The organism is Litoreibacter sp. JB4-2, assembly GCF_055693445.1.
This window is the reverse complement of sequence record NZ_CM146334.1, coordinates 2,945,563-2,964,521: the sequence shown is the minus strand read 5'-3', so window position 1 is coordinate 2,964,521 and position 18,959 is coordinate 2,945,563. Positions and strand designations below refer to the sequence as shown.

Annotated in this window: 17 protein-coding genes and 1 riboswitch; of the genes, 12 read left to right on the top strand and 5 right to left on the bottom strand. The window is 61.0% G+C overall.

Annotated features, from left to right (window positions below):
- The first annotated feature begins 167 nt into the window (after window positions 1-167).
- The gene (locus ACZ1G7_RS14665) at window positions 168-554 is read left to right on the top strand and encodes a DUF1636 family protein (RefSeq protein WP_472660128.1); all 387 of its coding nucleotides are present in this window, start codon (window positions 168-170) and stop codon (window positions 552-554) included.
- Between the two features lie 17 nt (window positions 555-571).
- On the top strand, window positions 572-1,471 hold the full coding sequence (gene cbiB, locus ACZ1G7_RS14660; protein WP_472660127.1) for an adenosylcobinamide-phosphate synthase CbiB: 900 nt from the start codon (window positions 572-574) through the stop codon (window positions 1,469-1,471).
- Here cbiB and ACZ1G7_RS14655 read toward each other — a convergent pair.
- Both ACZ1G7_RS14655 and smc read right to left on the bottom strand, forming a co-directional pair.
- Window positions 1,461-2,291, bottom strand: a complete 831-nt coding sequence (locus tag ACZ1G7_RS14655) for a trypsin-like serine peptidase (protein WP_472660126.1) — start codon at window positions 2,289-2,291, stop codon at window positions 1,461-1,463. The two genes, cbiB and ACZ1G7_RS14655, sit on opposite strands and share 11 nt — an antisense overlap.
- 103 nt (window positions 2,292-2,394) lie before the next feature.
- Window positions 2,395-5,850 (bottom strand): chromosome segregation protein SMC, encoded by a 3,456-nt coding sequence (gene smc, locus ACZ1G7_RS14650; protein WP_472660125.1) that lies wholly within the window; start codon window positions 5,848-5,850, stop codon window positions 2,395-2,397.
- Window positions 5,851-6,062: 212 nt separating this feature from the next.
- Between smc and ACZ1G7_RS14645 the strand changes: the two genes are divergently transcribed.
- The 6 genes from ACZ1G7_RS14645 to ACZ1G7_RS14620 all read left to right on the top strand — a co-directional run bounded on the left by ACZ1G7_RS14645 (window position 6,063) and on the right by ACZ1G7_RS14620 (window position 12,654).
- Window positions 6,063-6,356, top strand: a complete 294-nt coding sequence (locus ACZ1G7_RS14645) for a DUF1294 domain-containing protein (protein ID WP_472660124.1) — start codon at window positions 6,063-6,065, stop codon at window positions 6,354-6,356.
- Window positions 6,357-6,445: 89 nt separating this feature from the next.
- A riboswitch (cobalamin riboswitch) is annotated at window positions 6,446-6,661 on the top strand.
- Window positions 6,662-6,698: 37 nt separating this feature from the next.
- Window positions 6,699-6,836 carry a hypothetical protein gene (locus ACZ1G7_RS14640; protein ID WP_472660123.1) on the top strand — a complete coding sequence of 46 codons (138 nt, stop codon included), beginning with the start codon at window positions 6,699-6,701 and terminating at the stop codon, window positions 6,834-6,836.
- A gap of 96 nt (window positions 6,837-6,932) precedes the next feature.
- Entirely contained in the window at window positions 6,933-8,012 is a 1,080-nt protein-coding gene (gene cobW / locus ACZ1G7_RS14635; protein WP_472660122.1) for a cobalamin biosynthesis protein CobW, read from the top strand.
- Window positions 8,009-8,455: a GNAT family N-acetyltransferase gene (locus ACZ1G7_RS14630; protein ID WP_472660121.1), complete on the top strand. Its 447-nt coding sequence runs from the start codon at window positions 8,009-8,011 to the stop codon at window positions 8,453-8,455. Before cobW ends, ACZ1G7_RS14630 begins: the two co-directional genes overlap by 4 nt.
- A gap of 1 nt (window position 8,456) precedes the next feature.
- A complete protein-coding gene (gene cobN / locus ACZ1G7_RS14625) occupies window positions 8,457-12,188 on the top strand; it encodes a cobaltochelatase subunit CobN (protein ID WP_472660120.1) in 3,732 nt (1,243 codons plus the stop codon).
- A complete protein-coding gene (locus ACZ1G7_RS14620) occupies window positions 12,181-12,654 on the top strand; it encodes a GNAT family N-acetyltransferase (protein WP_472660119.1) in 474 nt (157 codons plus the stop codon). Before cobN ends, ACZ1G7_RS14620 begins: the two co-directional genes overlap by 8 nt.
- Here ACZ1G7_RS14620 and ACZ1G7_RS14615 read toward each other — a convergent pair.
- Window positions 12,644-12,937, bottom strand: coding sequence for a hypothetical protein (locus tag ACZ1G7_RS14615; RefSeq protein ID WP_472660118.1), 294 nt, complete (start codon window positions 12,935-12,937; stop codon window positions 12,644-12,646). The two genes, ACZ1G7_RS14620 and ACZ1G7_RS14615, sit on opposite strands and share 11 nt — an antisense overlap.
- 120 nt (window positions 12,938-13,057) lie before the next feature.
- Between ACZ1G7_RS14615 and cobO the strand changes: the two genes are divergently transcribed.
- Window positions 13,058-13,675 (top strand): cob(I)yrinic acid a,c-diamide adenosyltransferase, encoded by a 618-nt coding sequence (cobO, locus tag ACZ1G7_RS14610; protein ID WP_472660117.1) that lies wholly within the window; start codon window positions 13,058-13,060, stop codon window positions 13,673-13,675.
- 148 nt (window positions 13,676-13,823) lie between these two features.
- Entirely contained in the window at window positions 13,824-14,378 is a 555-nt protein-coding gene (locus ACZ1G7_RS14605) for an NADPH-dependent FMN reductase (RefSeq protein WP_472660116.1), read from the top strand.
- Window positions 14,379-14,389: 11 nt separating this feature from the next.
- On the opposite strand, the gene ACZ1G7_RS14600 is transcribed toward ACZ1G7_RS14605, so the two are convergent.
- Window positions 14,390-15,451 carry an NAD(P)/FAD-dependent oxidoreductase gene (locus tag ACZ1G7_RS14600; RefSeq protein WP_472663741.1) on the bottom strand — a complete coding sequence of 354 codons (1,062 nt, stop codon included), beginning with the start codon at window positions 15,449-15,451 and terminating at the stop codon, window positions 14,390-14,392.
- Window positions 15,452-15,515: 64 nt separating this feature from the next.
- Between ACZ1G7_RS14600 and mnmC2 the strand changes: the two genes are divergently transcribed.
- Window positions 15,516-16,178 carry a tRNA (5-methylaminomethyl-2-thiouridine)(34)-methyltransferase MnmC2 gene (gene mnmC2, locus ACZ1G7_RS14595; RefSeq protein WP_472660115.1) on the top strand — a complete coding sequence of 221 codons (663 nt, stop codon included), beginning with the start codon at window positions 15,516-15,518 and terminating at the stop codon, window positions 16,176-16,178.
- Window positions 16,175-17,053 carry a DMT family transporter gene (locus tag ACZ1G7_RS14590; RefSeq protein WP_472660114.1) on the top strand — a complete coding sequence of 293 codons (879 nt, stop codon included), beginning with the start codon at window positions 16,175-16,177 and terminating at the stop codon, window positions 17,051-17,053. The genes mnmC2 and ACZ1G7_RS14590 overlap by 4 nt, the downstream gene beginning before the upstream one ends.
- Here the strand turns inward: ACZ1G7_RS14590 and ACZ1G7_RS14585 are convergent.
- Entirely contained in the window at window positions 17,025-18,914 is a 1,890-nt protein-coding gene (locus tag ACZ1G7_RS14585; RefSeq protein ID WP_472660113.1) for a lytic transglycosylase domain-containing protein, read from the bottom strand. The two genes, ACZ1G7_RS14590 and ACZ1G7_RS14585, sit on opposite strands and share 29 nt — an antisense overlap.
- Between the last annotated feature and the right edge of the window lie 45 nt (window positions 18,915-18,959).

Here is an 18,959-nt window from a genome sequence, read left to right as displayed (position 1 = left end):
ACATGTGGCGAATGTGGCCGGTACCTTTCCCCTTAAAGATACCTCTTCAGTTTCCTTTACGTTAGTTAACAAAGCGTAAAGTGAATTTAACTCATTTGTATGACGGCGGGTTCTTGCGCGGCCCTGCAAAATGGGGTTGATGGACGCCTGAAAACCACGAGGACGAGATGACCAGCTGGATCACAATTTGCGACACGTGCAAACGTGAAGATTGGGCCGAAAGCGCCCAATCGCAGACCGATGGCGAGCGCTTCGCTGCCATGGTTGAGCGCGCCGCAGACGGTGTAGACGGCGTCGAAACCCGCCGCCATTCCTGCCTGATGGGCTGCAATCGCGCCTGCAATGTCGCAATCCAATCCGAGGGCAAGCTGAACTACACATTGGGCGAGTTTGAACCGTCTGAAGAAGCCGCCGAAGCGGTTGTCGGCTACGCGAAATTACATTCCGAAAGCACCAGCGGCCAGGTGCCCTACCGCGAATGGCCGCAGCCTATCAAAGGGCATTTTGTGACCCGCCACCCGCCCCTGCCGGGCACCACACCGACCACCGAGTAGATCGCGAGGCACGCTAGATGCTTGCAATTGCGATGTTTTTGGACGCGACACTGGGGGAGCCCCGCTGGCTTTGGTCCCGCGTGCCGCACCCCGCCGTGATCATCGGGCGCGCGATTGGGTGGTTGGATGCGCGGCTCAATCGGGGACCGCGCAGGATGATGGGCATCGGGATGATCATCTTGTTGATCGTCGGCGCGCTTGCAACCGCCACCATCATCGGGCGACTGCCATTTGGCGACATCTGGAGCATCCTGTTCGCCGCTATTCTGATCGCGCAGCGCAGCCTGTCGGACCATGTCCGCGACGTCGCCGATGCGCTACGCCTAAGCATCGGGGACGGCCGTCGTGCGGTCGCCAAGATTGTGGGGCGTGACACCGCCGACATGGAAGCGGCCGCGATTGCCCGAAGCGCAATTGAAAGCGCCGCCGAAAACCTGAGCGACGGTGTCGTCGCCCCGGTCTTTTGGTTCTTGATCGGGGGGCTGCCGGGCATACTCGTTTACAAAGCTGTTAACACCGCGGACAGCATGGTCGGGTACAGAACGCCCAAATATGAGGCATTTGGCTGGGCGTCGGCGCGGTTGGATGACGTCCTGAACTGGATCCCGGCCCGTCTGACCGCAATCTTGATTCTTGTTGCCGCTTGGCGGCTAGACCTTTGGCGTTTGGTACGACGCGATGCCCCGCTGCACCGCTCCCCCAACGCGGGTTGGCCTGAGGCGGCTATGGCGAGTGTCTTGGGCATCGCCCTGTCTGGCCCACGCAGCTATGATGGCGAGATGCGTGACTTTCCATTCGTGCATCCAGAAGGTCGCAAAGCGCTAGCGCCCGCAGACATTGATGCCTGCATTTCCATGTTGTGGAAGACCTGGGCGCTGCTTTTTGGCGCCGCTGTAGTCTGGGCGCTTATCGGGTGATTTGCGGCAGACCCGACCGGGTCGAAAGTTTGCGTGCGTTGGGCAAGCCGCCGACCGAAGACGCATTGACGAAACGCGGGTCAACATCGGTCGTTTGCAATGTGCGAACGATGCGGTCCACCGCCGGACCAAGCGGCGCGCCGAGTGCGATTTTATTGCCATTGCGTTCCGTCATAGCGGAGATAACCGAGGCGATTTTTGGGCCCGCATCCGTCATCACGAAGATCGGGGAGCCCGAGGCACCGGGGTCAACGTCACATGTATATTGCAACACGTTTTCAAAGCGGGCGAACATCTGGCAGCCCTCTTCGAGGGACGCCACCTCACTGCGACCACGCGCATAGGACACGACGATCACGCGGGCGTCCAAGGCCGGTTGCCGGTCGCGATCGAAGGGTATGATGGCGGCATTTACGATGGGGACCGCCAGCTCAATCACGGCCACATCGGTCGCCACGAGCTTGGGAGAACTGTTTTTGGATCCATCATCGACATAGTCGGCATGGATCGCGATACGTTTGCCACGTTGCGTCGCAGCAGCGCGGCCGTTGCGGTAGCCCGCGCGGAAGACGATTGTCTCCGCATCTCGTATTTCGCCCTTGTCATAGACGCAGTGCGCGGCTGTCAGGACCAGCTTCGGGCTGATCAACGCACCGGTGCAAGACCCGTTTGGCATATCAAGACGGCCAACGGCCTGCCATGGCAGGGCCTGCGCAGGCGTTTTGAGCGCCTCCAAAGGAGCGGCTTTTGTTTGGCTGAAGGCGGGCACTGAAAACAGCGCCGGCAACAGAACGAGGGCGGTGAAAAATGCACGTAACATGGGCGCAGGGCTAGCCCCGTTTTGTGGCAGTATTAAGGAAGATTTGAGCAGTATTGCGGGTATTGTTGCGCATCTGGCCGTGCGGCCCCTGAGGCCCTTGGGGCTACGCCACCATCTGTTCGGCCTTTTTCAAGTCCACCGAGACCAGTTGCGACACGCCAAGTTCGGCCATTGTGACCCCAAAGAGCCGATCCATCCGCGCCATGGTGACCGCGTGGTGGGTGATGATCAGGAAGCGCGTGTTGGTCCGGCGGGTCATCTCATCAAGCAGATCGCAGAACCGCGTGACGTTGGCATCATCAAGCGGCGCGTCGACCTCGTCGAGAACACAGATCGGCGCGGGATTGGCGAGGAACACCGCGAAGATCAGGGCGAGCGCGGTCAGGGTCTGTTCCCCACCTGACAGCAGGCTCAGGGTGGACAGCTTCTTGCCGGGCGGTTGACACATGATCTCAAGCCCCGCTTCAAGCGGGTCGTCGCTTTCGACCATGACAAGCTTGGCTTCGCCACCGCCGAACAGATGTTTGAACAGCGTCGCGAAGCTTGCATTCACCTCCTCGAACGCGGTCAGCAGACGTTCCCGGCCTTCCTTGTTCAGCGAGGCGATGCCGGTGCGCAGTTTTGAAATCGCTTCATGCAGGTCGGATTTTTCTTTCTCCAGACTGTCATGTTCTTCCTGAACTTCGCGGGCGTCTTCTTCGGCGCGCAGGTTGACAGCACCGAGCGCGTCGCGCTGCCGTTTGAGGCGGTTGACGTCGTTTTCAATCGCCTCGGAAGCGGGCATTCTGTCAGGGTCTGCGTCGAGCGTTTCGAGCAAGGCCTCGGGCGTGACTTCCATTTCTTCGCGGATACGGTCGACGGCAACGGTGACGGTTTCGCGCGCGGCCTCGGCCCGGGCCTCGGATCTTGCGCGCGCCTCGCGGGCCTCAGACGCGTTGCGTTCGGCGTCGCGTTCGGTCTGAATTGCCTCACGCAGGATGGTTTCGGCTTCGGCCAATGCGTCGGCGGCTTTTTGGCGGCGGGCCTCGGCGTCATTGATAGCACCGGTCAGCTCGTCGCGTTTGGCGGCGATCTCATCTGGGGTGGAGCTGGCAGCTTTCAGTTCCGCTTCACTGCTGGTTTTGCGTTCTTCCAGCTCGGCGATGCGCTTTTCGGCTGTCGCCAGACGGTGCTTCCAGCCGCTGATCTCAGTCGTAATTTCCTGGCTGCGCTTGAGGCGGGCCTCACCCTCGCGGCGCAGCTCATCATGGTTGGAGCGTTTGGCGAGCATGGTCATGCGCGCCGCCTCGACGGTCATTTTGACGTCTTCGATTTGGGCGCGGGCCGCATCGAGATCACCCAGATCGGACACGCCTTTTTCAGCCTCTTGCAGACGCGCGCGGGCGGCCATGGCTTCTTCTTCGTAGCGCGTCACGGCGAGGCCCAGCGTTTCCTGCTTACCCTGCGCCATGGATTGTTCGCCCTCCGCACGGCTGAGCGCGCGGGCCGCGTCGGCCATACGCTTATCTGCGTCGCGGCGCGTGTCGCGGGCGGCACGGTCTTTGGCGGTCAGTTCTTCCAATTCACGGGTCAGGTGTTCATGCGCGGCGCGGGCACCATCGGCGGCGGCGGAGGCGCGTTCGACACCTTGCTTTAGCTCTTCGAGACGGTTGAGCTGTTTCAGGCGCAACGCGGCAGAACTTGGCGCGTCTTCGGCGTCGGTGCGGAACCCGTCCCAGCGCCACAGATCGCCTTCGACAGAGACCAGCCGCTGGCCCGGTTTAAGGTCCTTTTGAAGCCGCGCGCCATCGGCGGCATCGACCAATCCGACCTGGCTCATACGGCGTGCGAGCACTTCGGGGATGGTGACATAAGTGGTCAAAGCCTTGACGCCTGCAGGCAATTCCTGCGGCGTTGTGTAGCCGGGCAGCACAGCCCAGCCGGTGGGCTCATCGGGGGCAATCTGAGGCGCGCGCAGATCGTCCGACAATGCGGCACCCAGGGCCTTCTCATAGCCCGATTTCACCTGCACCACGTCCAGCAACTGCTTGCCATCGGCAGTGTCGCGTTCGACCAGTTTGGCCAGCGCTGTGGCTTCGGCGCGCAATGCGTTTGCCTCGCCTTCCGCTTCTGATCGCTGGGCGCGGGCAGTTTCTTCGCGGGACTGGGCATCGCTGCGGTCTATGTCAATTTTCGCCAGATCAGCGTCGGCCTGTTCGGCCAGCGTCGCGGCCTCCGTCGAGGCTGTTTGCGCCGTTTCCAAATCGGCGGCAGCTTTGGCAACTGTTGCCGCAGCATCGCCCATCGCAGCGCGGGCTTTTTCGGCCTCGCCTTCATAGCGGTCGCGGGTCTTTTGGGCGTCTTCCAACAGACGGTGCGCAGATTGGTGGCGCGCGGCAAGGCGTGCGACATCTTCGGTTTGCTCGGACAATTGCGTTTCGCGATCCGACAGGATGTTGGCAGCTTCGCGCGCCTCAGTACCCGCTTGGTCGAGCTTATCGGTATGCCCTTCGGACGCTTTGTTCAGCTCGCGCTCTTCCCATTCCAGCCGGTCGATGGTTTCGCCCGCGTCTTTGTTCAGCGAGGCTTCGCGTTCGATATCCTGACCCAGCTGCGTGATCCGCCCGGTGAGCGTTTCGATCTGGCGCTTGGCCTGCGCTTCCTGATCGCTGAGCGTGTCGCGCTGCACGGCGAGCCGTTGCAGGATCGCGGCGGCGACCGCCTCTTCTTCGCGCAGCGGCGGCAGGGCGGCGTCTTGCGTTTCGCGCAACTTTGCGGCCTCGCGGGCTTGCCGCTCAGATTGCGACGCGATCTGGGTGCGCTCGGTCAGCTCAGTGCTGGCGGCGGCGCTTGCCTCATCCGCTTCCTTCCAGCGGCGATACAAAAGCAGCCCCTCGGAATTGCGCAGCTGATCACCGATTTCGCGGTAGCGCGCGGCCTGTTTCGCTTGGCGGGCGAGCTGGGCAAGCTGGGTGGCGAGCTGTTCGAGCACGTCTTCGACGCGGCCCAGATTGGTTTCCGCGCCGTTCAGCTTCAGTTCCGCCTCATGCCTCCGTTGGTAGAGCCCGGAAATGCCGGCAGCTTCTTCCAGAATGCGGCGGCGGGCCTTGGGGCGTGCGTTGATCAGCTCAGAGATTTGCCCCTGACGCACCAATGCGGGCGAATGCGCCCCGGTGGAGGCATCGGCGAACAGCATTTGCACGTCGCGGGCGCGCACATCCTTGCCGTTGGTTTTGTAGGCAGAGCCTGCATCGCGGGTGATCCGGCGGATGATTTCGAGATTGTCGAGGTCGTTGAACCCCGCGGGCGCGAGCCGTTCGCCATTGTCGATCTGCAGTGAAACTTCGGCAAAATTGCGCGCTGGGCGCGACATTGCGCCAGCAAAGATGACGTCCTCCATACCAGAGCCGCGCATGGATTTGGCGCGGTTTTCGCCCATCACCCAACGCAGGGCCTCCAGCAGATTGGATTTGCCGCAGCCATTGGGGCCCACGACGCCCGTCAGACCGTCAGCAATAATAAGCTCCGTGGGGTCCACGAAGCTTTTAAAGCCGTTCAGTCTGAGTTTCGAAAAGCGCAACGGGGCGTCATCCACGGAATCGGGGCAAAGGTTTGTCGATTGTTCGGAGTGGGGCCACGCGAGTCAACGCAAAACCCCCAGATATGGCGGCACAAACCCGCTTATCCACAGGATGTTGAGGCATCACTGCCCCGATTTTGCTACCTGCCTTCCTTAATTTTGTCCGTTTACGTTGGTTAACGTGAGCGCGGGGGCCAGAAACGGACAAAACCATGCTGCTGATCATCCTGCTCGCTTACACGTATCTCATTGTCGTAAACGTTGTGTCATTTGTAGCTATCGCCATCGACAAGAACCGCGCCCGCGCGGGCAAATGGCGCATTCCCGAAGGAAACGTTATCGCCTTGGCCGCCTTGGGTGGCTGGGTCGGCACAAAACTGGGCCAGAAGGTCTTCCGCCACAAAACACGCAGACAGCCCTTTACCATGGTTTTGAACGTGATCCCCTTCGGCCACGTCGCATTCGCCGTTCTGGCCATTGTCAGCCTGACGCCGACCGGGGTTTAGACCTTTCGCCGCTGCGTTTGACGCAAAGATTCGGCCCAAAACACACAGGACATGTCGTAATCGACCTTGACCCTGCCCTTTCGCAGGGCGCATGCTCGCGTCTGCATGGTTCCCCGTGTGGCGCAAAGCGTGGCGGGGAAAAATGGGAATACGGTGCGCGTGACCCAATTCGGGGCGCAATGCCGGAGCCGCCCCCGCGACTGTAAGCGGTGAGTGCTGGTCGACAACGCCACTGGGAAACCGGGAAGGCCGACCAAGCATCACGACCCGCGAGCCAGGAGACCAGCCTTGCATCTATTGGAACCCCGGCCGTCGGGTGTGACGGCTTGAAGGAGACACGAGATGAAAAAGAACGCGAAAGCGATCGCCGCGGCCCGATCACAGCAGGCCTCTAGCGCAAAAATTCTTGGCATGGCTGGCGCCGTTTTGCTGGCACTTGCAGTGGTGGCGTCTGCCGCCCTGTCCGCCCTCTTCACCTAAAACACAGTCCAAAACTGACATGACCGGCGCGCAAGGTGCTGGCACCGCTCGGGCCTGCCCGCTGCTTGATTTTGGACCCGCGCGGAGGAGTTTCACATGCCCGCAAAGATACCCGCCACCGTTGTCACCGGCTTCCTTGGCGCCGGGAAGACCACGTTAATTCGCAACATGCTACAGAACGCCAATGGCAAGCGCATCGCGCTGATCATCAACGAGTTTGGCGATCTGGGCGTGGATGGCGACATCCTGAAAGGCTGCGGCGACGAGACCTGCACCGAGGATGACATCATGGAACTGTCCAACGGCTGCATCTGCTGCACCGTGGCCGAGGATTTCGTGCCCACGATGGAAAAACTGCTGGCCCGGGAAGACAAGCCCGACCACATCGTCATTGAGACCTCCGGGCTGGCCCTGCCGCAACCGCTGGTGCGCGCGTTCAACTGGCCCGAGATTTCGACCCAAGTGACCGTTGACGGCGTTGTCACCGTGGTCGACGGCAAGGCCGTGACCGAAGGCCGGTTTGCGCATAATGTTGAGGCCGTAGACGCGCAGCGCAAGCTGGACGAAAACCTCGACCATGAAACGCCCTTGTCAGAGCTGTTCGAAGATCAGGTGGCCTGCGCAGACATGATCGTTGTGAACAAGTCGGACCTGCTGTCGGACGATGAAAGCGCATCGCTGGTGACCCAGCTGAAAGGCGACAGCCGCGATAGCGTGCAGGTCGTGAAAACCTCTATGGGGAAATTGCCTGTGGACGTGTTGTTGGGCCAAGGCATCGGCGCGGAAGGTGATCTGGAGGCGCGCCACGAGGTGCATCACCACCACCATGACCATGATGACGACCACGACCATGATGATGATCACGACCATCACCATCACGAGCATGACCACGACGAATTTGAAAGCTTTGTCGTGACCCGCGCCGAGATCACGGATCCAAAGGCCTTCGCAGAACAGGTTGCAACCGTTATCCGCACCCATGACATCTTGCGCCTGAAAGGCTTCGCGGCTGTCGCAGGCAAACCGATGCGGCTGACATTGCAAGCCGTCGGCCCGCGCATCGACACCTATTTCGACCGGCCCTTTGGGGCAGCGGAACCACGCGAGACCAGACTTGTCGTGATTGGACAAGCGGGCCTTGATCATGCGGCGATTGAAGCCGCGTTGCAGGCATGATCGTCGAGCCGGGTGACCCCCGCGACCCGCAGGCAACCGCGCTTCTCAAGCAAAGCCACGCGCTGATGCAGGAGCTGTTCGAACCTGAGGAAAACTACTTCCTCGACATCGAAGAGCTTTGCACACCTAACATCCGCTTCCTTGTCGCCAAAGACAGCGACACCGTGACGGGCACAGCCGCGCTGTCGCTAAAGGATGGCTATGCCGAGGTGAAATCGATGTTCGTCGACCCGGCGCGGCGTGGGGAAGGCATTGCCGACGCCCTGATGGTTGCTTTGGACGACGCCGCGCGTGCCGAGGGTGTCACTTTGTTGCGTCTGGAAACGGCTGAAAAACTGGCGGCGGCGGTGAAGCTTTATGCCCGTCACGGCTTCACCGAATGCGCGCTTTTTGGCGACTACCAGCCCAACACCACCAGCCTGTTCATGGAAAAGGCGCTGTAACATGCACCTTCTGGCCGCCACGCCTGGCGCGATTGACAATGGCACCGAGCCGGTCGATCTGGGCCAGACGCCGGCGGATGTGGTCTTTATCTCCGCCGCCGATACGGAGCTGGCGGCCTTGTCGGAAGCGCGTTCCGAGATGTCCCGCGCGCCGTCGCTGCGGCTGGCCAACCTGACCCATTTGCAGCACCCCATGTCCGTTGACCTGCATATTGAGGCCTGCGCTGCCAAATCGCGAATAGTCATCGCTCGTTGCCTCGGTGGGTCGGGTTATTGGAAATACGGGCTGACGCAATATGCAGCGCATTTGCATGAGGCGGGCGTGCCCTTCGTTGCCCTGCCGGGCGATGACAAACCGGACGCGGAACTGCGTGGGTTGTCCACCGTTTCAAGCGAGGATTATGACGCGCTTTGGGCCTATATGGTCGAGGGCGGGCCGGCCAATGCGACCAACTTTCTGGCCTATGCAAGCGCCATGCTGGACGGGTCTGACACGCCGCAAGCCGCGACGCCGTTGCTGCGCGCGGGCGTCTACTGGCCCGGCGCGGGCGTTTCAGATCTGGCCACTGCGCAAGAAAATTGGGCGGACGGCGCGCCGGTGGTGCCACTGATCTTCTACCGCGCACTCGTCCAAGGGGCCGGACTTGCGCCGATCAACCGAATGGTCAAATCGCTGCTGCGCGAAGGGTTGAACCCGCTTCCCATTTTCGTGGCATCCTTAAAAGACCCGGTCAGCCAGGCCACGTTGCAAACGCTGTTTGAACAAGCCCCGCCAGAGGTGATCCTGAACGCCACCTCGTTCGCCGTCGGCTCCCCGCATGCGGGCGATGACGGCCCGGCGAACCCGCTTGTGATGGCGGCGGCGAACGCTTCGCCTGTGTTCCAGGTCGTCTTCGCTGCCAGCTCTGAGGGCGCATGGGAAGAAGGCCAAACTGGCCTTTCCGCGCGCGACATCGCGATGAACGTGGCCTTGCCCGAAGTGGACGGCCGCATTCTGACCCGCGCCGTCAGCTTCAAAGGGGAGGCGTTTTTCGACGAAGCCACCGAATGCCCCATCGCCACCTACCGCGCGCGGGGTGATCGCATCAGCTTCGTGGCCAGGCTTGCCGCCAACTGGGCCCGGTTACGCCGCACGCCAGAGGCCGAGCGCAAAACCGCGCTGATCCTCGCCAATTACCCGAACAAGGACGGGCGCTTGGCAAACGGCGTGGGCCTCGACACACCGGCATCGACGGTCCACGCTTTGGACCTGCTGAAAGAGGCGGGCTACGGCGTTGACGTGCCCGAAACGGCCAAATCACTGATGGACCAGATCATGGCGGGTCCGACCAACTGGTTGACAGATCGGGCCGACACCGAAGGCGGCGAGGTGATGTCGCTTGCGGCCTATAGGGCAGAATACGCCAAGCTGCCTTACGCGGTGCGCCAACGGATTGAAGACCGCTGGGGGCAGCCTGAAAACGACCCGTTCTTCATTGTTTCAAAAATATTCCCCCCGGAGGGCCCGGCCACAAAAAGCGCGGGTTTCAAGCTTTCGATCCACCGGTTCGGCAACGCCGTTGTGGGCCTGCAACCGGCACGCGGCTACAACATTGACCCGACCGAGACGTATCACTCGCCCGACCTTGTTCCGCCGCACAATTACCTCGCCTTCTATTTCTGGCTGCGCCACGCGTGGGGCGCGGATGCCATCGTGCATATGGGCAAACATGGCAATCTGGAATGGCTGCCGGGCAAAGCCACGGCATTGAGCGACGAATGCCTGCCCGAGGCCGTTTTCGGGCCGACACCGCATATCTATCCGTTCATCGTCAACGACCCCGGCGAAGGGACGCAGGCCAAACGCCGCGCCCAAGCGGTGATCATCGACCACCTGACCCCGCCACTGACCCGGGCTGAGACCTACGGGCCTTTGCGCGATCTCGAAGCGTTGGTTGACGAATATTATGAAGCCGCAGGTGTCGACCCACGCCGGATCACCCACCTGCGCCGCGAGATCCTGACCCTGACCCAAGCCACCGGGCTGGACGCCGATGTTGGCATGAAGGGCGAGGATGAGGATGGCGACCTGGCCAAGCTGGACGCCTACCTTTGCGAGCTGAAGGAAGCACAAATTCGTGACGGGTTGCATGTGTTTGGCCAATCGCCCGTGGGCGATCTGGAACGCGATCTGACCATTGCGCTGACCCGCGTGCCGCGCGGGGACGGCAAAGGGGTGAACGCGTCGCTGATCCGTGCGATTGCGCAGGATTTGGAGCTGGATTTCGACCCGCTTGATTGCGACATGGCCGCACCATGGGACGGCGCGCGGCCAGCTATTTTGGAAAACATCAGCACTGACGGCTGGCGCAGCCATGGCGATACGTTGGAACGGATCGAGCTTTTGGCGATTCAGCTTGTTCGGGATGGCGGGTGGGGCGATGACGTCAGTCGAGCGTCAGACGACATTCTTGAAGACATCAAAACCCGCATTCAGCCTATCGTTTCAGCATGTGGCCCTAAAGAAGGGGCGGGGCTCCTCAGCGCCCTCGCGGGGCACTTCGTTGCCCCGGCACCGTCCGGCGCGCCCACCCGTGGGCGCTTGGATGTGCTTCCCACCGGGCGTAACTTCTTCTCAGTGGACAGCCGGGCCGTCCCCACGCCCACCGCCTGGGCCTTGGGCTGGAAATCGGCCAATCTGCTGATCGAAAAGCAACTGCAAGACCACGGCGACTGGCCCCGCGCCATGCTGCTGACCGCCTGGGGCACGGCCAATATGCGTACGGGCGGCGATGACATTGCGCAAGCCTTAGCGCTGATGGGCTGCAAACCAAAATGGGACAGCGCCAACAGGCGTGTCACCGGGTTTGAGATCCTGCCGCAAGGCGTTTTGGGCAGGCCGCGTGTGGACGTGACGCTCAGGGTTTCGGGTTTCTTCCGCGACGCGTTTCCGCAGCAAATCGCCTTGGTCGATAGCGCGGCCCGCGCCATTCAATCTTTGGACGAGCCAGACGACCTGAACCCGGCAGCCGCGCGGGCCCGGCAGGGCGAAAACCCGTCGCGCGTCTTCGGCTCCAAACCCGGGGCATATGGCGCCGGTTTGCAAGCCATGATCGACGAACGGCTTTGGGCCGACAAAGCAGACCTTGCGAAGGCCTATATCGAATGGGGCAGCTACGCCTACGGCAAGGACGGCGACGGCGTTCAGGACAAACCCGCGCTGACCGCCCGCCTGTCACAGGTCGAGGCCGTGGTGCAAAACCAAGACAACCGCGAACATGATCTGCTCGACAGTGATGACTACTACCAGTTCGAAGGTGGTGCAGCGGCGGCGGTGTCAACGCTTCAGGGCCGTGACAGGCCAATCTACCATAATGACCATTCGCGACCGGAACGCCCCGTCATCCGCACCCTTGAGGATGAGATAGGCCGCGTCGTTCGATCCCGCGTGGTCAACCCGAAATGGATCAACGGGGTCAAACGCCATGGCTATAAAGGTGCGTTCGAAATGGCGGCGACGCTCGATTACCTTTTTGCCTTCGCCGCTACCACGGGCGCAGTGCGGGGCCATCATTTCGACCTCGTCCATCAGGCGTTTCTGGAAGATGACGAGACCCGGGATTTCATCGCGGAGCACAACGCGCCCGCCTTGCGCGAAATGGCTGAACGGCTGAACGAGGCGATTGAGCGTGGGCTTTGGGTGCCCAAATCAAATTCCGCCCGCGCGCTGCTGAGTGAGCTTGCCAGTGCCTAAGGTCGCTCGCATTCAGAACGACTACGATTGGTCCGCCATTTTGCACCTTCTTCATGAGAGCTTTGCCTATATGGCGGGGCGTATTGATCCCCCCTCCTCCCTCCATCAGATGTCTCAACAGGACATTCAAGCCTTCGCAGGACAACATTTTTTATGGATCGCCGAGCATGAAGGCGTACCCATCGCATGCGGTTTCGGCACGCCCCGGACTGATTGCCTTTATCTGGGCAAGCTTGCAGTCGCCAAAAGCCATCGACACATGGGCCTTCTACGGCAAATCATCGTCACTGCGGAGAGCTGCGCTGCCCAACTTGAAAAACCATTTTTGGAATTGCAGACCCGCATTGAGCTGACCGAGAACCACGCAACCTTTGCGCGGCTGGGTTTTGTCAAAACGGCGGAGGGGCGGCATCCCGGCTATGATCGCACAACGGAAATCACGATGCGAAAGGCGGTCAGCAGATGAGTTCGGCCTTCACCAAAGCAACATCGCCCGACAGCGAGGCTGGCGGCACTTTGCAACCGCTGGCCCGTTCCATCGCAAGCGCCGCGCTTGCAAAAACCTGCGCCTCTGACAACCGCCAGGCGCGGTTGGTGCGATACGCCTCAGCACTGCTGCGCGTATGGTTGACGGTGAAGCTGTGGCCGCCTGCCGATTGCTTGGATGTCGTGCCGCCCCAGACATCTACCCCCGGCGCTGCGCAACCTGCCAGAACGAGCGCCGTGATACATGGGAGGATGTTCTTCAATGGGTTTTCCTGTCTGGGGCAACACCTAAGACCTACCGCCACCATGGTTAAGAAAGCGTTACGATTTGCATTCCTTTGTGGCCTCAGCCAAAAATTATACAAGATATAGGAGAGAGACCGATGAGCGACTCGCCCGAAGACCTCGACCGCCACGCGATGAAAATGGCCAAGAAGAAGGCCGCACGCGACAAGATCATGGCCACCAAGACGGACAAAAAGGGGCTGGTGATTGTCCATACCGGAAAGGGCAAAGGAAAAAGCTCTGCCGCCTTCGGGATGATCTTCCGCTGCATCGCGCATGACATGCAATGCGCCGTGGTTCAGTTCATCAAGGGCGGCATGTCCACCGGGGAACGCGACCTGATCCTAAGCAAATTCAGCGACACCTGCGCCTTCCACACAATGGGCGAAGGCTTCACCTGGGAGACCCAAGACAAGTCGCGCGACATTGAAATGGCACAAGCCGCATGGACCAAAGCGAAGGAACTGATCCGCGACCCCGCCAACCACATGGTGCTGCTCGATGAGATCAATATTGCCATGCGCTATGACTATATTGACGTGAACGAGGTTGCCGCTTTCCTGACCGCCGAAAAGCCAGAGATGACCCATGTGGTTCTTACCGGACGCAACGCCAAGGAAGAACTGATCGAAATCGCGGACCTTGTGACCGAAATGGAACTGATCAAACACCCGTTCCGGTCCGGCATCAAAGCGCAAATCGGCGTCGAGTATTAAGCCAAACCTTTGAAAAGCCGGGCATGTACCGGTGTTTCATTGAGTTGAAAATATGCAAATCGTAAGGGCGCTTCTTTTCGCCCAAAGCAGGTGATTTGGGTCACCGGCGGGCTATCTTTGTCAAAATCCTGATTAATCGAGGGCTACCATGACCGATTTCAACATTTTGGGCATCTCCGGGTCGCTGCGTAAAGCTGCGACCAACCGTTTGCTGATCCGCGAAGCCGCCCGCCTCGGCAACGCCACATCCTTTACCGAAGCGGACCTGTCACTACCGCTCTATGATGGCGACCTTGAGGAGGCGGAGGGCATTCCAGAGATCGTCCAAAAGCTTGCCGACCAGATCGCCAGCGCGGATGCCGTGGTGATCGCCAGTCCTGAATATAACAAAGGGATTTCCGGCGTTTTGAAAAACGCACTCGACTGGGTAAGCCGCACGAAAGGCGCGCCTTGGGCGGGCAAACCCGTGGCTATCATGTCGGCAACGGCGGGCCGCGCGGGAGGCGAACGCGCGCAGTTCAACCTGCGTTTGGCGATGATGCCGTTTCGCCCGCGTATTTTGCAAGGGCCCGAAGTCCTTGTTGCCCAGAGCTTTGACGCGTTCGATGAGGGCGGGCAGTTAAAGGGCGAGCTTTATCAAAAAGCCCTAACAGAGCTGATGTCGGCTTTGAAAGCGGAGGTGGATTTGGTTCGATCCGCCTAGGTTTCGGCAAGCTATGGGTTTTGCCGAAGGCTGGCCTGCGGCCTGAAACTGTCGGGTATTGCGTCGTGCCCGTCGAGGAGCAGGTCCGCCATGACCCCGGCCACTTTCGGCGCCATGCCGAACCCGATTTTGAAGCCGCCATTGGCGATGAACTGACCGGCATGGACAGGATGCGCGCCAAGAACCGGCGCGCGGCTTTTGGTCCGCGGGCGCACACCGGCCCAACGCGCGATCACCGGCGCGCCTTGCAATGCCGGGACCGCCGCCAGAGCGCGCGCATGAACCGCGTCGAGCTGCGCATCGGTTGTTGCGGGGGCGTCAAAGTCACGCTCAGACGTTGATCCGATCGCAACCGTCCCGTCACTATGCGGCACAATATGCAGCCCATCAGCAAAAAGCTGCGGCGCGCCTTTCGCATCAAAGTCAAGCAAGAGCGCCTGACCTTTGACACCGTTTCCGAACGGCTGATCCAAGGCATGGGCATCTTGCAACAGCCCTTCATAGCCTGTCGCATGGATCACCTTTCCGGCGGGCGTGCCCTGCCCAATCACAATCTCGCCCCCGCCACGCTGAACCGCTTTTGCAAGCGCCTGTACCGCGAGACGCGGGTGGATATGCGCGCTGAGCGTGTCTTCGATCAAAAAACCGGTGGGGCTGGGCGGCTCCCACGCGGCGCGCTTTGTCTCGGTCACACGCCATTCGGCGTGGCCCTGCCAAAGCGTTTCCGCGTTTTCAGCGCGCGTATGCGCCAGCTGCAACCCATGGGCATCCAAAACCGGTTGAACACGGCCCGTCCGTATATAGCCAGACGGCAGCCCGGAGGCGCGTTCGACCTTTGGCCACCAGTCGGGTGCCGCGATCAGGCTGTCGAATTGAAATTGCTTCTTGTCGTTCCAGTTTTCGGGCGTGTGCGGCGCCAAGGCGCCAACGATCCCGCCCGATGCCCCCGCGCCAACGCCGCGCCGCTCGATCACCCGAACCCGTGCCCCGCGTGTCAGGCACGACCACGCGATGGAAAGCCCAAAGATACCGGCGCCCAAGACGGTGACATCTGGCGCAACGCTCGGCCGCATTTCTGGCGTGGACAAGGTGATCTTCCTTCCGCATTGTCTGGCGCAGAACCTAGGGCAGAACACCATGACAGACCAGCGGGCGGAGCTTGAATGGCGGGACGGACAGATACCCGTTTCCACCCGGTTTGATGATCCGTATTTCTCACTCGATGACGGCTTGGCGGAAACGCGGCATGTGTTTTTGGCGGGCAATGATCTGCCCGGGCGGTTTTGCGATGGGTTTCATATCGCCGAGCTGGGGTTTGGCACCGGGTTGAACCTGCTGACCGCTTGGCAGGCATTCAGCGGCCCCGGGGTTTTGCGGTTCACCAGTTTTGAAGCCTTCCCTATGGCGAAGGCGGAAGCTGAGACCGCGCTTGCAGCCTTCCCGGAGCTGGCCTATCTGGCTGAGCCCATGCTGAGCGCTTGGTCGCAGGACAGCTTCACGTTTGAGGCAGACGGGATCACAGCGCAAGTGATAGTGGGCGATGCCAATGCTACGCTTGCGACCCAAGACTGGCAGGCGGATGCGTGGTTTCTGGATGGGTTTTCGCCCGCAAAGAACCCGGAGCTTTGGAACGAGGCGCTTTTGGCGCATGTCGGCGCGCACACCAAAACAGGCGGCACATTCGCGACCTACACGGCAGCGGGCCATGTCCGGCGCGGGCTGGAAGCCGCAGGGTTTGACGTGACCCGTGTGCCGGGATTTGGGCGCAAACGGCATATGTCGGTCGGGGTCAAGCGATGACGGACGCGCAGCGCGGCATCTGGTTGATGATCCTGACAATGTTCATCTTTGCCATGCAGGACGGCATCTCGCGCCATTTGGCGGGCGAATACAACGTGATCATGGTGGTGATGATCCGCTATTGGTTTTTTGCGGCCTTCGTGTTGACGGTGAGCGCAAGGCGGGCCGGGTCCATCGCGAACGCAGCACGCACATCGCAGCCGGTATTGCAGGTCTTTCGCGGAGTTTTACTGGCCGCGGAGGTCTGCGTCATGGTGCTGGCCTTCACGCTACTGGGGCTGATTGAAAGCCTTGCCATTTTTGCCAGCTACCCTTTGATCGTTGCGGCGCTATCGGGTCCGGTTCTTGGTGAAGCCGTCGGCCCGCGCCGATGGGCGGCGATTGGGGTGGGCTTCATCGGCGTGTTGATCATGCTGCAACCGGGCCTCAAGGTGTTCAGCCCGGCAGCGTTCATCGCGCTGACATCGGCCACAATGTTTGCACTTTATTCCCTGCTGACACGTTATGCTGCCCGCAAAGACCGCACTGCAACGTCGTTTTTCTGGACAGGCGTTGCCGGGGCGGTTGGGATGACACTGATCGGCGTCTGGTTTTGGGAGCCGATGAGCGCCCGCGACTGGGTCTGGATGGGTATTCTTTGCATGACTGGGGCCGCCGGGCATTACCTGCTGATCCGGGTCTATGAGCTTGCGGAGGCCTCAGCCGTGCAGCCCTTTGCCTATTTCCAGCTGGCCTTTGCGAGCGTGATCGGGGTGCTGGTGTTTGGCGAAACCATCGAGACGAATATCGCCATCGGCGTGGCTTTGGTGATCGCGGCGGGGTTGTTTACGCTTTGGCGTACAAAAGTCAGCGACGCAGATCCGCCGTCAAATTGACCGCTGGCAGCTCACCCGTCAGCCGCGCGCGGTAGGGCAGGAAGCTTTCGGTGACGCGCATCACGTAGTTGCGTGTCTCCCGGAAAGGCAGGTTTTCGATCCAATCTATGACGTCAATCTTGGGGTCGCGCGGGTCGCCATAGTCGCGCATCCAGCGGTTGGCGCGCGATGGGCCTGCATTATAGGCAATCGCCATAAGAACCGGGTTGCCTTGATAGCGCCGGGACAGCTCTGCCAGATATGCGCCGCCCAGCCGGGCGTTGTATTCAGGATCAAAGAGGAGTTGATCAGCGTCGTAATCTTCGCCAAGCTTGCCTGCGACCTCCCGCGCTGTTGCGGGCATCAATTGCATCAACCCGCGCGCGCCGACGGGGCTGATCACGACCGGGTCGAACTCGCTCTCACGCCGGGCGATGGAGAGGGCGAAGACCTCGGACACCGGCAGCTCCATCCCGGCGGGTGTGGCGATGGGGAAGTAGGTTTTGTATAGCTCGAACCCTTGCCGGGCCGCTTGTTTGGCGAGCATCAGGGCGATATGCGGCTCGTCCAGTTCCAGCGCGAGGTCGCCTAGTTGGCCTTGTTCCGCGCGGGTTTGGGTTTCGGCCAGATGGACGAAGAACCGCTCCGACAGGCTGCGGACACCACTGCGCTGCAACAGCCGGGCAGCTTGAAAAACGGAGCTGTTATTGAACGCAGCATCACGCCAATCGGGGAATTCGTCTTTGCCCAGCATCGCAGTGGGAGCGGGCAAGCCCCCCGCTTCCGCCGCAAGTTGGCCGTAGAAGGAGGACTGGTATTTCGCCGCAAACGCATAGGCTTTTTGCGCATCCTCCGTCTCGCCCATGGCAGCATAGGCACGTCCTGTCCAATAGCCCGCGCGGCCCAATGAAATGGGCGTTGCAACAGCGGCCTCAAACACGCGGAAATGCTCCAGAGCCTGTTCGGGAGCATTCAGATAGCGCAGCGCGATGAAGCCTGATAGCCATTCGAGATCGGCAAAGGCAGAGCCTTTTGACAGGTAATGCGATGATGCGACGCTATAGGCCTGCGCGGGCTTTCCGTTCCGCAACAAGGCCCGGGCCATGGTGCGGCGGCGCGGCGCCCACATCTCAGGCTTGCCCAAAGCTTCCGCGGAGACAGAGCGTTGAACGATGATATCAAGCGCATCTTCCCGCCCTTTGCGCGCGCGCCAGAGGAAGCGCTCAAAGGCGAGGCCAGGGTCGTCTTTCAGCTTGTCCGGGACGGCCTCTATCAGCGCGTCGACACCCGAAAGGTTGCTACGCAGTGCAATGCGGGCTTCGGCCAAACGGCGGTAATCCTTGCTGACCAAAGGCAGCATCCGCTCAATCGCTACGTCGCTGTCACGCCAGAGCAGCATGTCGAGCCGCTGCTCGTGCAGGTCTTTGAGGGTCTTGGCGTTGCGGGTGACAAAGGCGTCATGCTCATCCGCGCTGAGGTTGAAGGTGAGCCAGCCGCGTTGCACCTCAAGCGCGCCCTCGTAGCTGCGGTTTGAGCGGATCAACGCCTCCGCCAACCGCAGCGATCCGGTGCCGGTGCGGGGCGCTTGAACGAAGAAATAGTCGATGACACCCGACATATCGGAATAGAAGCGTGGGATGCTGTATTCGCAGCGCTGGCGCAAAAGCGGCATGCCGGGCCAATCAGCGTTGCGGTCGATAAAGTCGAGGCATTCATCGAACGTCCCCTGCCAGCCGCGCAGCCGGGTCCAGTCAATAATGTCACGCGCGATGGGGTCGGTGATATCTTCACGCAGTTGGGCCACCGTGTCCCAATCGCCCTTGGCGCTTGCGCTGAGCGCGTCTGCCAGATCGCTGTCTGCGCGTGCTGGCGAGCTAGCCATCAAGCATAGGCTAAGAGCGAAGAAAATGCGGATCAAAACGGGCCT